We start from the raw sequence: 11,408 nt of genomic DNA on the forward strand, positions 1-11,408 counted from the left end.
TGGTGCTGGCATCGGCCAGCCCGCGGCGGCTGGACCTGCTGGCGCAGATCGGCATCGTTCCCGACGCCGTCATTCCCGCAGACATCGACGAAACGCCCTTGAAGGGCGAGCCGCCGCGCGACTATGCGCGGCGCATGGCGTCCGAGAAGGCGGCGGCCGTGACCAGCGGCGCCGGTGGCGCGGTGCTGGCCGCCGATACGGTCGTGACCGCCGGGCGGCGCATCCTGGGCAAGCCTGAGGATGAGGCCGAGGCGACCGCCTTCCTGCGCCTGCTGTCGGGCCGCCGGCACAAGGTGATGACCTCGGTGACATTGCTGCATGAGGGCCGCGCGCGGGACCGGCTGGTGGAAACCACGGTCCGTTTCCGCCCGCTGACCGCCGCCGAGATCGCAGCCTACGTCGCCACCGGCGACTGGCGCGGTAAGGCCGGCGGCTATGGAATCCAAGGCCCGGCGGCGGCGTTCGCGCCGTGGCTGCAGGGATCGTTCACCGCCGTCGTGGGGCTGCCGTTGGCGGAAACCGCCGGGCTGCTGGCATCCATCGGGATCAGGGGACAGGCATGAAGGGCAGGCAGGTCGTTCTGGGGCATCTCTGGGGCCGCGAAGCCGCCGCGCTGATCGTCGATGGCCGGCTGGAGGATCTGGCGCTGGACGCTTCCGCCCTGACGCCGCTGCCGCCCGGCGCGATCTGCCGCGGCGTGGTGGACCGGCTGGTGAAGGGGCAGGGTGGCGTCTTCCTGCGTCTGCCCGGCGGCCAGCGCGGCTTCCTGCGCGAGGCGAAGGGCCTCTCCGAGGGGCGCGCGCTGATCGTGCAGGTGAGCGGCGTCGCGGACGAGGGCAAGGCGATCCCCGTGACCCAGCGCGCGCTGTTCCGCGGCCGCAACGCCATCGCGACGCCCGGCGCGCCGGGGGTGAACGTCTCGCGCCGCATCCGCGAGGATGATCTGCGGGACCATCTGGTCCGGCTGGGAGAGGCCGCGCTGGCCGAGGCCGGCGCCCCCGAGGGCATGGGCTTCGTGATCCGCACCGCCGCCGCCGAGGCGGATGATGTGGAGATCGCGGCCGAGCTTCTGGAGTTGGCGCAGCTTGCCACACAGGTCATGGCCGACCATCAGGGCGGGCCGGAGCTGCTGGTGGATGCGGAAACTCCGTGGCGGGCGGCGTGGATCGACTGGGCCGACCCCGCGCCCGACGCCATCGACGACACGCCCGGCGCCTTCGACGCGCACGGCGTGACCGACGCCGTCGAGGCGCTTCTGGCAGGCAGCGCGCCCCTGCCGGGCGGCGCCCACGCGGTGATCGAGCCGACCCGCGCCTTGATCGCGGTGGACGTGAACACCGGCCCCGACAACTCCCCCGCCGCCGCGCTGAAGGCCGACATCGCGCTGGCCCGCGACCTGCCGCGCCAGCTTCGCCTGCGCGGTCTCGGCGGGCAGGTGGTGATCGACTTCGCCCCGATCCCCAAGCGCGACCGCGGCACGCTGGACCAGGCCCTCCGCGCCGCGTTTCGGGCCGAGGGAACCGAGACGACGTTGATCGGTTGGACGGCAATGGGGCTTTACGAACTCAGCCGCAAGCGCGACCGTGCGGCCTTGCAGGCGCTGGCCGCTGCGGGAGGGGGCGTGTGATGGTCTGTCCGATCTGCGGCAAGGAAAGCGATCCGAAATACCGCCCGTTCTGCTCGCGCCGCTGCGCGGACGTGGACCTCGCCCGCTGGCTGCGCGGCGACTACACGATCCCCGGCGAGCCGGCCCCGACGCCTCCGACGGAAGATTGACGCCGGAAGCTCGACGCTCGCACGATTCGGGCTGGACAGGGCCAGCGGGGTTGTCTAGTTACACGCCACCCCGCCCCACAGGCTTGGGGCCACACCCCGAACGGGGCCCGGATAGCTCAGTTGGTAGAGCAGCGGATTGAAAATCCGCGTGTCGGCGGTTCAAATCCGTCTCCGGGCACCACTTCCATTTCATCGAAATTGCCCTGGTCTTGGCATCACCTGCCGCACCGTGATGAGTTGACGATAGGTGGCACAAGCTGAGCCGCTGCGAACTGGGCAGCGTTGATCCGCTCCAGAGATTCGTGGACCTCGGAACGCAAGCAGCGAACGCCAGGGTTATCCGTTCAGCGAACACCACGGCGGACGGCGCGTTCCAGCGCATCGAGGAAGCGGGACCGGTCCGCCTTCGTGAAGCTGCGGCCGCCGCCTTGCCGGAACGGGTCGGCGGCGCGCAGGTCGGCCAGCAGGTCGCGCGTCGCGAGGGCGTTGCCGACGTTCTCCGGGGTCAGCGCCGCGCCGTCGTGCTTGAGAACCTGCGCTCCGGCCCCGACGCATCTTGCCGCCAGAGGGATGTCGGCGGTGATCACCACGTCGCCCGGACCGGCGCGGTCGGCGATCCACTTGTCGGCCTCGTCCGGGCCTTCCGGCACGATCACCGTCTCGACCAGCGGGTTCGGCGACGGTCTGATCCCGCCATTCGAGACGATCAGCACGCGCAGACCGTGCCGCGTGGCCACGCGCTCGACCTCGGCCTTCACCGGGCAGGCGTCCGCATCCACATAGATTGCCATCGATCAACGCCCCGTGTCGCGAGAGTTCTGGTGCAGCGGCTGGCCGCTTCTGCTCGATGCAGCATATTCCGGCGGGGGCGCAAGGGTCAGTAGGGCGGGCGTTCATGATCGCTCGGCTTCCAACCTGCCGGCAGTGAAAGAAGGCAGGACGCGGTCATCGCACCAGCAGCACCGGCACCTGTGCCTTCTGAAGGATCGCCGTGGTGGTGGAGCCCACCACCAGGCTGCGGATGCGCGAATGGCCGTAAGCGCCCATCACCAGGAAATCCGAGCCGCTGGCCCGCAGATGAGCGAGGATCGCCGCCTCGGGCGCGCCGGGCAGGATCTGCGTCGTCGCGGTGATGCCGCTTTGCGCCAGCGCGGTCTGCGCCTGTGCCAGCGACGCCTCGGCCTCCGGGCCGTTCCCGGCGCGCACGATCTCGATCTCGATGCCTCGGTAGGCGGGCAGCCGGGTCACGCGCTCGACCGCGCGGCGCGCCGACGGGCTGCCGTCATAGGCGATGGTGGCGCGCCTGATCTGGGGCATCTGCCGCGGCGCCATCAGCACCGGCAGCTTCGCGGCGCGCAGGAGGCGCTCGAAGTTAGAGCCCAGATGGCCGCGCGCCTGATCGGCAGTCTCGCCGCGCTTGCCGAGGACGAGAAGGCCGCCCCCATGTTCCTGCGCAGCCACGCTCTCCAGCAGGTCGCCCTGACGCAGCTGCGAGGTCACGCGGCTCACGCCGGCAGCCTCAAGACGCGCGGTCGCGTCGTCCAGCAGTGCGCGGCCCTGCACCATCGCCAGTCCGGCCCGCTGCTCGTCGAGTGTCGCCAGCTGGCTCAGCAGGGTCGAGCGCGCGCCCAGCCCGATCTCGCCGGACAGGTCCGGCTTCGGGAGCGGCTTGGGCGGCAGCACATGCAGCAGATGCACCGGCGCCTCGTTGCGCGTGGCGGCCCAAGCGGCAAGGTCGAGCACCGGGCGCGCGAACGCGGATCCGTCGATCAGGGCGATGATGGTGTTGGTCACGTCCGTCTCCTCAATGCGCCGCAAGCTTGTCGGTGGCGCCCGGCTTGTCGTGCAGCGCCAGCCGGTCCACGATGGTGGCCGAAGCCTCGTTCATGCCGGTGACATCCACCTCGGCCCCGTCGCGGCGGAACTTCAGCACTGCGGTATCCAGCGCCTGCACCGACGAGATGTCCCAGATATGGGCGCGGCTGACGTCGATTGTCACCCGCTCCACCGCCTCGCGGAAGTCGAAACCGGCCATGAAGTCCTCGACCGAGGCATAGAAGAGCTGCCCCTCGATGACGTAGGTGCGGTGGCGCCCGTCCCCGGAAAGCGTGGAGGTCACGCGGAACAGTTGGGCGATCTTGGCGGAGAAGAAGATCCCCGACAGCAACACGCCCACCAGCACCCCGATGGCGAGATTGTGCGTCCAGACCACCGTGGCCACGGTCGCCAGCATCACGGCCGAGGACGATCGGGGATGCGTTCGCATGTCGCGGATCGAGGACCACGAGAAGGTGCCGACCGACACCATGATCATGATCGCGACCAGCGCGGGCATCGGGATGATCCGCACGAAATCGGACAGGAACACGACGAGGATCAGCAGCACCGCGCCCGCAACGAAGGTGGAAAGCCGCCCCCGTCCCCCGGACTTCACGTTGATCATCGACTGGCCGATCATCGCGCAGCCCGCCATGCCGCCGATGAAGCCGGTGGCCGTATTCGCCAGCCCCTGGCCGATGCATTCCTGATTGCGATTTGAGGTGGTGTCCGTCAGCTCGTCCACGAGGTTCTGGGTCATCAGGCTCTCCAGCAGCCCGACCACGGCCACGGCCAGCGAATAGGGGAAGATGATCGCCAGCGTCTCGAGGTTCAGCGGCACGTCCGGGATCAGGAACACCGGCAGCGTGTCCGGCAGCGCGCCCATGTCGCCGACCGTCCGCACGTCCCAGCCGGTCGCCCAGACCAGCGCCGTGAGGATGAGGATCGTGACAAGCGGCGAGGGGATGGCGCGCGTAAGCCTCGGGAACAGGTAGATGATCGCCAGCGACGCCGCGACCAGCGCATAGGTCAGCCATCCGACGCGTGCGGGATCAAGCTCGGGCAGTTGCGCCATGAAGATCAGGATCGCCAAGGCGTTGACGAAGCCGGTCATCACCGACTTCGAGACGAAGCGCATGAACCGCCCCAGCTTCAGCAGCCCCGCGCCGATCTGGATCAGCCCCGCCAGCACCGTCGCCGCCAGCAGGTATTCCAGCCCGTGGTCGCGCACCAGCGTCACCATCAGCACCGCCGTGGCGGCCGTCGCCGCCGAGATCATGCCGGGCCGCCCGCCCACGATGGCGGTGATGACCGCGATGGAGAAGCTGGCGTAGAGCCCGACCTTGGGGTCCACCCCGGCGATGATGGAAAACGCGATCGCCTCGGGGATCAGCGCCAGCGCGACGACCAGACCGGACAGCAGATCGGCGCGGATGTTGCCGAACCATTGATCGCGATAATTGGGAAACAGCGTCATGAGGTATCCTGTGGCGACCCTTCGGGCCGTCTCATCGATCTTGCGAGAACAGGTTGTCCGGCGGATCGGCGGCCGGAAGAGCCACCCGGAATTGCACCGGGTCCATGCGGTATGCCGCGCTGTTAGCGGCTCGGGGCTGCCTTGCCAAGCGCCTCAAGCCGCCTCCGCTCGGTCGAGGCGACTGCGAAGGGGCGAGCTCGCGCGCGACAAGGCGGCTCCCCAGCGCGGCGAAAGCGGCTCGTCCCCTGACGGGACATGGCCATTCCGGCGAGCGTTCGACTACGCTGCCCGCGCAGTTTCGATCCAACGTGCCTGAGAGGAAAGACAGATGGTCAACATGGAAGGCAAGGTCGTTCTTGTCACCGGGGCGAGCCGCGGCATCGGGGCCGCGACGGCGCGCGCGTTCGCCTCGGCGGGCGCGGTCGTAGGCGTGATGGCGCGGGATCAGGCAGCGGTCGATGGCCTTGCATCCCAGATCGGCGGCATCGCCCTGCGCGGTGACGTCGCCAGGGCGGCAGACATGGAAAGGGCCGTGGCCGCGCTCCATGAACGCACCGGGCGGCTCGATGTGCTGGTGAACAACGCCGGCGTCATCGGGCCCATCGCCGATCTTGCCTCCGCCGATCCGGGCGAGTGGGCGCAGGCCATCGACATCAATCTCAAGGGGGTCTTCCACGGGATGCGGGCGGCGCTTCCCGTGATGCGCGGCCACGGGGGCGGAACGATCCTGACCGTGGGGTCGGGCGCCGCCCACGCGCCGCAGGATGGATGGAGCGCGTATTGCGCCAGCAAGGCGGGCGCGTGGATGCTGACCCGCGCGCTGGACCACGAGGCGCGCGCCGATGGGATTCGCGCGATCAGCCTGTCGCCGGGCACCGTGGCGACCGACATGCAGGCGGCGATCCGTAGCAGCGGGATCAACCCCGTCAGCCAACTTGACTGGTCGGTGCATATTCCGCCCGAATGGCCGGCGCGGGCGCTGGTCTGGCTCTGCGGTCCGGCGGGGAACGAGTTTCTCGGGGCGGAGGTCTCGCTCCGGGACGAGGCGATCCGCCGCCGCATCGGGCTGATTGCCTGATGGGGGTAGTAGCGGACAGGACGTGACGCCGAGGGGCCGGGCGACTCGAAGCGGTGCCACGCTGCCTGCTCCGGCACAGCCGCCGCAGCACGGCAGGCCCGCGATGCGGCGTCGGGCCACCGGGGCTGAGGGCCACCACGGACCGCTGGAAGCAGCTTCGCCAATCGTTCTGCGCCTGGCTCGGTGAGGCAGCCGGTCGCAGCGTCAGAAGCAGCTTTCCAGCAGGGCGCGGGTGTTCTCCAGCGTCATCGCCACCGGGTTGCCGCCCGTCGAGGGATCGTCGAGGGCCTCCTGCGCGAGGCTGTCGAGGTCGTCCTTGGGAACGCCAAGGGCCGTCAGGTTCGGCGGTATCCCCATGTCCGAGCGCAGCTCCAGAACCCGGTCGCGGAAGCCGTCGAAGCCGCCGGCGATCCCCAGATAGGCGGCGGCACGGGCGATGCGCTCCTCGATCGCGGGGCGGTTGAAGTCCAGCACCATCGGCATCACCACGGCATTCGTAGTGCCGTGATGGGTGCCGTAGCGGGCGCCGATCGGGTGCGAGAGCGAGTGGATCGCGCCGAGGCCCTTCTGGAAGGCCACCGCGCCCATCGACGCCGCCGCCATCATCTGCCCGCGCGCCTCGATGTCGCCGCCGTCGGCATAGGCGCGCGGCAGGTATTCGTTGACCAGCCGCAGCCCTTCAAGCGCGATGCCCTGGCTCATCGGGTGGAAATGCGGCGAGGAATAAGCCTCGAGGCAATGGGCGAAGGCGTCCATGCCGGTTCCGGCGGTGATCGCCTTGGGCATCCCGACCGTCAGCTCCGGGTCGCAGATGACCACCGCGGGCAGGATCTTCGGGTGGAAGATGATCTTCTTCACATGGGTTTCGCTGTTGGTCAGCACCCCCGCCCGCCCGACTTCGGACCCCGTGCCGGCGGTAGTCGGGACGGCGATGATCGGGGCGATGCCGCCCGCATCGGCGCGGGTCCACCAGTCGCCGACATCCTCGAAATCCCAGACCGGGCGGCTTTGCCCCGCCATGAAGGCGACCAGCTTGCCCAGATCCAGCGCCGAGCCGCCGCCGAAGGCGATCACGCCGTCGTGGTTGCCTTGCCGGTAAGCCTCAAGCCCGGTGGCAAGGTTCGTCTCGTTCGGGTTCGGATCGACCTCCGAGAACACCGCCCGCCCAAGGCCCGCGTCGTCGAGGACCGCCAGCGCCCCGGCGGTGATCGGCAGGCTCGCCAGCGCCCGGTCGGTCACCAGCAGCGGCCGCGCGATCCCGGCGGCCTTGCAGGCGTCGGGCAGTTCGGCGATGCGGCCCGCGCCGAAGCGGATTGCGGTGGGATAGGACCAGTTGGCCTTCAGCGTCATGGCTTCACCTTGCGGAAATGGATCGTGCGCGGGCGGGTGACGGCGCGGTAGCCGAGGGACGACATCGACGCGCCGCGGCCGGTGTCCTTGACCCCGGTCCATGCGCCCGCCGGGTCGATATAGTCGGCGCGGTTCATGAACACGGTGCCGGTCTCGATCCGCCGGCCGATCGCCTCGGCGCGGCCCGGATCGGCGGTCCAGAGCGAGGCGGTCAGCCCGAAGTCGCTGTCGTTCATCAGCGCCAGCGCCTCGTCGTCGCCGCTGACCGGCATGATGCCGACCACGGGGCCGAAGCTTTCCTCGCGCATCACGCGCATCGAATGGTCCACCCCGGTCAGGATCTGCGGCATCAGATAGGCGCCGCCATCGTCGGCGGGGAAGTTCTGCCGCTCGATCAGCGGGGTGGCCCCTGCGGCCACGGCCTCGGCGGTCTGGTCGCGCACGATCTGCGCAAAGCGGGCGCTGGCCATCGGGCCGAGCGTGGTCTCGGCCTCGAACGGATTGCCGAGTTGCAGCCTGTTCACCCACTCCACCGACCTGCCGACGAAGTCGTCATAAAGCCGCTGGTGGACATAGACCCGCTCGATCCCGCAGCAGCTCTGGCCCGAGTTGAACATCGCCCCGTCCATCAGCACGTCCACCGCCCAGTCGAGATCGGCGTCCTCCATCACATAGCCGGGGTCCTTGCCGCCAAGCTCCAGCCCGGTCGCGGTGAAGGTGCCCGCCGCCGCGCGTTCGATGGCCGCGCCCCCGGCGACCGAGCCGGTGAAGTTCACGAAGCCGAAGCTGCGGGCGCGGATCAGTCCTTCCGTCGTGGCATGGTCGAGGATGAGGTTCTGGAACACCGCCTCTGGCACGCCGCCCGCGTGCATCGCCGCGGCCAGCCGCTCGCCCACCAGCGGCGTCTGGCTGGCGTGTTTCAGCACCACCGCGTTGCCCGCGACCAGCGCCGGAACGATGGTGTTCAGCGCCGTCATGTAAGGATAGTTCCACGGCGCGATGACGAGGATGACGCCGTGCGGCACCCAGTCGATCCGGCGCTCGAACCCGGCGTCGGACTGGGTGACCAGCGGCGCCAGCGCCTCGGCGGCGATGCCGGTCATGTGGGCGGCGCGTTCGTTGATGCCGCCGTATTCGCCGCCGAAGCGGACCGGGCGGCCCATCTGCCAGGCGAGTTCCTCGACCACGCGGTCCTTCATGGCGTTCAGTGCCTCGATCCCCGCGCACACGCGGGCGATGCGCTCGTCCAGCGGCAGCGCGGCCCAGGCGCCCTGCGCGGCGCGGGCGCGGGCGACGGCGGCGGTCGCCGCCTCAAGGCTCAGCGCCTCGCGTTCGGCGTAAGGCTCGCCGTTGACCGGCGAGATGCAGCGGATGATGGTCAATCGCGTCTCCCTCGATGCGGAATGTTCGGGCGGTCAGGCCCGCTCGAACCCGTGCTGAAGTTCCCAGTCGGTCACGACGAAATCGGCGCGCTCGACCTCCCAGCGGGCGTTGCGGACGTAGTGGTCCACCACGTCATCGCCCATGGCCCGGCGCAGGAACGCGGACCGCTCCAGCAGGTCGGCGGCGTCGCGCAGCGTCTTCGGCAACTCCGGCGCGCCCGCATCGCCATAAAGATCGCCCGCGTGCTGGTCCTCAAGCTCCAGCCCCCGCTCGATCCCGTCCAGCCCCGCCGCCAGTTGCGCGGCAAGGGCGAGATAGGGGTTCAGGTCCGCCCCGCCCACGCGGCACTCGACCCGCACCGCCTCCGTATTCTCGCCGCAGATGCGGAACCCCGCAGTGCGGTTGTCCACCGACCAGACGACCTTCGTCGGCGCGAACAGGCCCACGCAGAAACGCTTGTAGCTGTTGACATAGGGCGCCAGGAAAAAGGTCATGTCCGAGGCATGTTCCAGCAGCCCGGCGAGGTAGGATCGCATCAGCTTCGACATGCCGAACTCGGCATCCCGGTCGAAGAACGCGCTTTCCCCGCCGCGAAGCAGCGACTGGTGGATGTGGCTGGATGAGCCGGCCTTGCCGTGGCGATACTTGGCCATGAAGGTGGCCGAGACGCCCTGCAGATGGCAGATCTCCTTCACCGCGTTCTTCACCAGCACATGATTGTCGGCGGTGTCGAGCGCGTCCGAATAGCGGATGTTGATCTCCTCCTGTCCGGCATCCGCCTCGCCCTTGGAGCATTCGACCGGAATGCCCGCGTCGTAGAGACCGTTGCGGATCGCCCGCATCACCGGCTCGTCCTTGGTGGTGCCGAGGATCGAATAGTCGATGTTGTAGCGGGTGTGGGGCACGATCTCGCGCCAGCCGCGATCCGCCAGCGTGTCGTAGCTGTCGCGGAACAGATAGAACTCAAGTTCCGTCGCCATCATGGGCGTCAGGCCCATGTCGGCGGCCCGCGCGATCTGCCGTTTCAGGATCGCGCGGGGCGAGACGGGGATATCCGCGTGGCCGTGATGGTCCATCACGTCGCACAGGACCAGCGCCGTGCCGGGCAGCCACGGGATGCGCCGCAGCGTGGACAGGTCGGGCTTGTGAGCCCAGTCGCCGTAGCCGCTGGACCACGAGGCGGCGGCATAGCCTTCGACGGTGGTCATCTCCAGATCGGTGGCGAGCAGGTAGTTGCAGCCATGCGTCTCGGCCATGCCGGTTTCGACGAAATGGCGGGCGTGGAAGCGCTTGCCCAGCAGCCGGCCCTGCATGTCGATGATGGCGGTGACGACGGTGTCGATCTCGCCCGCCGCGACGGCGGCTTTCAGTTGGTCCGGGGTCAGGTTGCCGGGCATGTCTCGCTCCACGTATCGGAAAGGCGCGGCCCTTCGGCGGGCCGCGCGGGGGCAGGGGCTGCCGCTCAGTAGCGGTAGGGCGCGCCCGCCTTGAGCATGGTCGCGTTGTAGCGTTTGAAGATTTCGACCACGCGGGCCTTGGTCTCGGATTCGGCGGCGACCTCGTCCCAGAACTTCTCGGCCGCCGCCTCGACCTGCGCCCATTCCTCGGCGGGGATGGTGGTCAGTTGCAGCTTGGGGCCGTTGACGCGCAGATCGGCCTCGCCGCCCCAATACCACCATTGGCGATAGTAGTGCGACTGTTCGAAGCAGACCCGCAGCAGTTCCTTGAGATGGTCGGGCACCTCGTTCCAGCGGTCCTGATTGGCGAAGAAATGCCCGATCCACGCGCCCGAGATGGGATTCGTCAGGTAGTAGCTGGTCACGTCGGCCCAGCCCACGGTGTAATCCTCGGTGATGCCCGACCACGCGACGCCGTCGATCTCGCCGGTTTGCAACGCGACCTGCACGTCCTCATAGGGGATCTGCACCGGCACCACGCCGAACTGGGCGAGGAAGCGGCCTGCGGTCGGGAAGGTGTAGATGCGTTTGCCGTTCAGGTCGGCGAGGCTGTTGATCGGCTCGCGCGTGGCGAAGTTGCAGGGGTCCCACGACCCGGCCGAGATATGCTGGATGCCGACCTTGGCGTATTCCTCCTCCCAGATCTGCTTCAGGCCGTACTGGTTGAACAGCACCGGCACATCGAGGCTGTAGCGCAGCGTCAGCGGGAAATAGCCGCCGAAGACCGTGACCTCGGTCGGCGACTGCATCGAGTCGTCGTCCGACTGCACGGCGTCGATGGTGCCGGACTGCATGGCCCGGAACAGCTCGGACGTGGGGACGAGCTGGTCGGCGTAGTAAAGTTCGATCTCCATCTGCCCGGCGGCGATCTTGTTGAAGCTGTCGATGGCGGGCTTGGCGACATGCTCGCCCAAAGCCGCGCCGGCATAGGTCTGCATCCGCCAGCGGATCGGCGCGTTCTGCGCGATGGCGGGGGCGCCAAGGGCCGCCGCGGCACCGCCGAGCGCGCCTGTGGCGAGGAACTTGCGTCTGGTGGTCATCTTCTCCTCCTTGCGGGTTTCAGGGGCGG

The 11,408-nt window shown here is 69.0% G+C and carries 11 protein-coding genes, 1 tRNA gene and 1 other annotated feature; of the genes, 5 read left to right on the forward strand and 7 right to left on the reverse strand.

Translation table 11 applies throughout. The annotated features are described in order from the left end of the window. Positions 1-2 precede the first annotated feature (2 nt). The 4 genes from KTN05_RS00480 to KTN05_RS00495 all read left to right on the forward strand — a co-directional run bounded on the left by KTN05_RS00480 (position 3) and on the right by KTN05_RS00495 (position 1,957). On the forward strand, positions 3-563 hold the full coding sequence (locus KTN05_RS00480) for a nucleoside triphosphate pyrophosphatase (RefSeq protein WP_371823244.1): 561 nt from the start codon (positions 3-5) through the stop codon (positions 561-563). Then, positions 560-1,627 carry a ribonuclease E/G gene (locus KTN05_RS00485; protein WP_217327410.1) on the forward strand — a complete coding sequence of 356 codons (1,068 nt, stop codon included), beginning with the start codon at positions 560-562 and terminating at the stop codon, positions 1,625-1,627. The genes KTN05_RS00480 and KTN05_RS00485 overlap by 4 nt, the downstream gene beginning before the upstream one ends. Beyond that, entirely contained in the window at positions 1,627-1,776 is a 150-nt protein-coding gene (locus tag KTN05_RS00490; protein WP_217327411.1) for a DNA gyrase inhibitor YacG, read from the forward strand. Before KTN05_RS00485 ends, KTN05_RS00490 begins: the two co-directional genes overlap by 1 nt. 105 nt (positions 1,777-1,881) lie before the next feature. Next, a tRNA-Phe gene (locus KTN05_RS00495) sits at positions 1,882-1,957 on the forward strand. Positions 1,958-2,120: 163 nt separating this feature from the next. Here the strand turns inward: KTN05_RS00495 and KTN05_RS00500 are convergent. The 3 genes from KTN05_RS00500 to KTN05_RS00510 form a co-directional block, all read right to left on the reverse strand. Continuing rightward, positions 2,121-2,567 (reverse strand): YaiI/YqxD family protein, encoded by a 447-nt coding sequence (locus KTN05_RS00500; RefSeq protein WP_217327412.1) that lies wholly within the window; start codon positions 2,565-2,567, stop codon positions 2,121-2,123. A 154-nt stretch (positions 2,568-2,721) separates the two neighbouring features. Beyond that, positions 2,722-3,570, reverse strand: a complete 849-nt coding sequence (locus KTN05_RS00505) for a universal stress protein (RefSeq protein ID WP_217327413.1) — start codon at positions 3,568-3,570, stop codon at positions 2,722-2,724. Between the two features lie 10 nt (positions 3,571-3,580). Next, entirely contained in the window at positions 3,581-5,071 is a 1,491-nt protein-coding gene (locus KTN05_RS00510; RefSeq protein ID WP_217327414.1) for a SulP family inorganic anion transporter, read from the reverse strand. A 51-nt stretch (positions 5,072-5,122) separates the two neighbouring features. Continuing rightward, positions 5,123-5,178 (reverse strand) — a sequence feature (sul1 is cis-regulatory element that is thought to sense ions involved in sulfur or methionine metabolism; They are found in Alphaproteobacteria). 221 nt (positions 5,179-5,399) lie between these two features. Here KTN05_RS00510 and KTN05_RS00515 point away from each other — a divergent pair. Further along, positions 5,400-6,149: an SDR family oxidoreductase gene (locus tag KTN05_RS00515; protein WP_217327415.1), complete on the forward strand. Its 750-nt coding sequence runs from the start codon at positions 5,400-5,402 to the stop codon at positions 6,147-6,149. A 204-nt stretch (positions 6,150-6,353) separates the two neighbouring features. Here KTN05_RS00515 and KTN05_RS00520 read toward each other — a convergent pair whose 3' ends face one another. The 4 genes from KTN05_RS00520 to KTN05_RS00535 form a co-directional block, all read right to left on the reverse strand. Continuing rightward, the gene (locus KTN05_RS00520) at positions 6,354-7,499 is read right to left on the reverse strand and encodes an iron-containing alcohol dehydrogenase (RefSeq protein WP_217327416.1); all 1,146 of its coding nucleotides are present in this window, start codon (positions 7,497-7,499) and stop codon (positions 6,354-6,356) included. After that, on the reverse strand, positions 7,496-8,881 hold the full coding sequence (locus KTN05_RS00525) for an aldehyde dehydrogenase family protein (RefSeq protein ID WP_217327417.1): 1,386 nt from the start codon (positions 8,879-8,881) through the stop codon (positions 7,496-7,498). Before KTN05_RS00525 ends, KTN05_RS00520 begins: the two co-directional genes overlap by 4 nt. 33 nt (positions 8,882-8,914) lie before the next feature. Continuing rightward, positions 8,915-10,279 (reverse strand): glutamine synthetase family protein, encoded by a 1,365-nt coding sequence (locus KTN05_RS00530; protein WP_217327418.1) that lies wholly within the window; start codon positions 10,277-10,279, stop codon positions 8,915-8,917. 65 nt (positions 10,280-10,344) lie between these two features. Beyond that, the gene (locus KTN05_RS00535; protein WP_217327419.1) at positions 10,345-11,379 is read right to left on the reverse strand and encodes a TRAP transporter substrate-binding protein; all 1,035 of its coding nucleotides are present in this window, start codon (positions 11,377-11,379) and stop codon (positions 10,345-10,347) included. Positions 11,380-11,408 lie beyond the last annotated feature (29 nt).

Source organism: Paracoccus sp. Z118 (assembly GCF_019061185.1).
Classification (GTDB): Bacteria; Pseudomonadota; Alphaproteobacteria; order Rhodobacterales; family Rhodobacteraceae; genus Paracoccus.

What these genes read in the sequence shown, in the direction of transcription:
- KTN05_RS00510 (WP_217327414.1), bottom strand. Translation starts at nt 5,071, where the DNA reads ATGACGCTGTTTCCCAATTATCGCGATCAATGGTTCGGCAACATCCGC.
- KTN05_RS00520 (WP_217327416.1), bottom strand. Translation starts at nt 7,499, where the DNA reads ATGACGCTGAAGGCCAACTGGTCCTATCCCACCGCAATCCGCTTCGGC.
- KTN05_RS00535 (WP_217327419.1), bottom strand. Translation starts at nt 11,379, where the DNA reads ATGACCACCAGACGCAAGTTCCTCGCCACAGGCGCGCTCGGCGGTGCC.
- KTN05_RS00500 (WP_217327412.1), bottom strand. Translation starts at nt 2,567, where the DNA reads ATGGCAATCTATGTGGATGCGGACGCCTGCCCGGTGAAGGCCGAGGTC.
- KTN05_RS00515 (WP_217327415.1), top strand. Translation starts at nt 5,400, where the DNA reads ATGGTCAACATGGAAGGCAAGGTCGTTCTTGTCACCGGGGCGAGCCGC.
- KTN05_RS00485 (WP_217327410.1), top strand. Translation starts at nt 560, where the DNA reads ATGAAGGGCAGGCAGGTCGTTCTGGGGCATCTCTGGGGCCGCGAAGCC.
- KTN05_RS00490 (WP_217327411.1), top strand. Translation starts at nt 1,627, where the DNA reads ATGGTCTGTCCGATCTGCGGCAAGGAAAGCGATCCGAAATACCGCCCG.
- KTN05_RS00530 (WP_217327418.1), bottom strand. Translation starts at nt 10,279, where the DNA reads ATGCCCGGCAACCTGACCCCGGACCAACTGAAAGCCGCCGTCGCGGCG.